The organism is Microbacterium umsixpiens, assembly GCF_053543675.1.
This window is the reverse complement of sequence record NZ_JBLVOH010000162.1, coordinates 1-2,721: the sequence shown is the minus strand read 5'-3', so window position 1 is coordinate 2,721 and position 2,721 is coordinate 1. Positions and strand designations below refer to the sequence as shown.

The 2,721-nt window shown below is 67.8% G+C and carries 4 protein-coding genes; 1 reads left to right on the top strand and 3 read right to left on the bottom strand.

Features of this window, described 5'->3' with window-relative positions; genetic code table 11:
- The 3 genes from ACNPM4_RS15760 to ACNPM4_RS15750 form a co-directional block, all read right to left on the bottom strand.
- A partial coding sequence (locus ACNPM4_RS15760; RefSeq protein ID WP_448986308.1) for a PIG-L deacetylase family protein occupies positions 1 to 394 on the bottom strand: 394 nt, incomplete at its 3' end.
- The gene (locus tag ACNPM4_RS15755; RefSeq protein ID WP_197021064.1) at positions 387 to 1,370 is read right to left on the bottom strand and encodes a GNAT family N-acetyltransferase; all 984 of its coding nucleotides are present in this window, start codon (positions 1,368 to 1,370) and stop codon (positions 387 to 389) included. The genes ACNPM4_RS15760 and ACNPM4_RS15755, both read right to left, overlap by 8 nt.
- A gap of 152 nt (positions 1,371 to 1,522) precedes the next feature.
- Complete coding sequence (locus ACNPM4_RS15750; RefSeq protein WP_029263044.1) at positions 1,523 to 2,380, bottom strand: MurR/RpiR family transcriptional regulator; 858 nt, start codon at positions 2,378 to 2,380, stop codon at positions 1,523 to 1,525.
- A 134-nt stretch (positions 2,381 to 2,514) separates the two neighbouring features.
- Here ACNPM4_RS15750 and ACNPM4_RS15745 point away from each other — a divergent pair.
- Positions 2,515 to 2,721, top strand: a 207-nt coding sequence (locus ACNPM4_RS15745; protein ID WP_448986307.1) for a hypothetical protein, incomplete at its 3' end; no start/stop codon positions are given.

Below are 2,721 nucleotides of genomic sequence, written 5' to 3'. Positions count from 1 at the left end.
TCGAGGCGAGGAAGGCGCCGCGGAGGGCCGCCTGCGCCGCGCGCTCGTGGTCCCGGTGCATGGAGTGCACCCAGTGGGTGATCAGGACATCGGGCTTGGTCGCACGGATGATCTCGGCGATCTGCTCGGCGACCGCCTCGTCGTCCGGGAGGAACCCGTCGGAGTAGTCGAGGGTGATCAGCTCAGCGCCGATCGTCTCGGCGAAGAAGCGGGCCTCGTGGAGTTTCTGCTCGCGGTAGACGCTCGGTGCGACCGTCGGATGCCCGCGCTCGCCGTAGGTGCAGTCGACGATGATGGCGCGGCCGCCCTCGAGGACGACCTTGGCGAGTGTGGGGCCCGCCGTCAGCTCCATGTCGCCGATGTGGCCGCCGACCGCGATGACGGTGTTAGACATTGCTCTCTCCGATCTCTGCGCGCAGGATGTCGAATGTGCGGGTCGCGGCGAACCCGGTCTTGGCGTACAGGGCCGATGCGGTCGATCCCTCATCGGCCCAGAGGAACCAGGCGCTGTGTGCGCCGAGCGCGGTCATCCGCTCCAGGGTCAGGTGGAGAAGCGCCTTGCCGAGTCCCGTTCCGCGGCTCTCCGGGAGCACGCCGAACGGGCCGAAACGCTCGATCACGGACTCGTAGGTGCCGTGCATGGCCCAGCCGAGCACCGTGCCCTCAGGGTTCTTGGCGATGAGGATGCGTTCCAGCGGCAGCCCGCCGAGAACGCCTTCGCGGATCGCACGCGCCCAGTCGGAATTGAAGGCTTCGCCGGCGATGCGGATCAACGGCACGAGGTCGTCGTCGCTCGGCGTTCCGAGATACCACCCGTCGGCGCGCAGCGCTTCGATCCGAGTGCGGACGTCGTCGGGCATCTGATAGCCGATCAGTGAACGGTCCATCGCGCTCGGACGCTCGATGCGGGAGAACCCCAGCGATTCGAGCAGTGCCGACGCGGCGGGGTAGCGGGCGGTATCGAGACCGGGCAGCACGTAGTTCGGCGTGTACGCCGAGAAGACGACCTCGGTCGCGCCGTGCGAGCGGAGCCAGCCGATCGCCTGGGTCAGCAGGCTGCGCCCGAGACCGTGTCCGCGCTGCTCGGGGACGACGAAGAAGAACGGGATCCACCCGGTCTCCGGCTGGAGATCGCCGGCGTCGTGTGCGATGCGGCGGCGGACGGCATAGGCCGCTCCGACGATCGCGCCGTCGCGCTCGGCGATGAGGAGGCCGTCCGCATCGAAGTTCCGATCGAGCAGGACCAGATCGCGCAGTCGTGCGGGGGTGATCCCGTCCTGCGGGGCGGATCGGGTCCAGGCCTCGGCAAGAGCAGCGCTCTCACCGGGTCGGAAGGGGCGCACCATCGTGGTGCCGTGCTCATACGTCAACGTCGTCGTCCTCTCGCCTTCGGGTGTGGCCAGTATGGCAACAATGTTCAAGAAAGTCGAGAGATACGTAGATCGTTTACATCACGGAAATATGACGATCCCGCCGCCGGTCGCCGTGGGTGTCGAACCTGGGGGAGGAGGCCGGCGCGAGCTCAGTCGCGGAGGGCGCGGGTGGCCTCGCGGGTCCGGCGCAGCGCGTCGACGGTTTCGGCGAAACGGCGCTTCGCGATGCCGACGAACAGGCAGTCGACGAGCGCCAGCTGCGCGATCCGGCTGACCATCGCTCCGGCGCGGAAGGTGGATTCGCGCACCTCGGTGAACAATGCGTGATCGGCGGCGCCGGCGAGGGGGGAGTCCTTGGCCGACGTGACTGCGATGGTCGCCGCGCCGTTGGCACGCGCCGTCTCCAGGAAGCGCACCGTCTCCGCGGTGGAGCCCGCATGCGAGAACCCGATGGCGACCGTGGGGGAGGTCTGCAGGACGGTCGCGGCGATCGCTTCGTGCGGATCGGAGGGGACGTGGGCATTCCTGCCCACGCGAAGGAGCTTGTGTGCGAGGTCTTCTGCGACGAACTGGCTCGCCCCGATGCCGAAGATCAGGATGCGGTCGGCGCGGTCCACGGCGTCGATCGCGGCCTCCAGTACGTCGAAGTCGAGTCGGGCCACCGTCTCCTCTATCGCGAGCAGTTCGAGAGAGGCGAGTTTGGACACTGCTTCGCTGAGCGTGTCCTCGTCGGAGATCTCGGACCCGAATGCGCCCCGCGCCGAGAACTGCGCCGCCTCCTTGCCCAGCTCGGTCGCGAGCGCCATGCGCAGCGGCGCATAGCCGCTGAACCCGATCGCGCGGCAGAACCGTACGACCGAGGCCACGGAGGTGTGGCACTCCTCGGCGAGTTCGTTGATGGTCATGTCGATGACGACCGACGGATTCTCCCGAATCGCTGCGGCGACGCGGGCGAGAGACGGGGGCAGCGTCGCGGCCGCTGCCTCGATCGTCGACTGAATGCTCATCCGCTTCCTCCAGAGATGTGGGATTCTCAGTATGTCGTGGGCCCCTGCGCAACGTTGGGTAAATTCTTTTCAGTAAGTCTAGATCCGATGTAGACTCTTTCCGAACTGTTGTGAACGTCACAGCGAGGAGAAAGATGAGCAGCGCCCCGACGGCCGTAGCGGTCGACCTCGGCAAGACCCGTTGCCGCGTCATGGTCGACGCCGAGCAGCGCGTCGTACGCTCGGGCATCGGCTCCCCGGGGCTCGCGACGCCGAACGGCGTCGAGGACGCCGTCGCGGGGATCCTTCCTCTGCTCGACCCGGACGAGGCACCCGAACTTCTCGGGGTCGGCGCAGCCGGC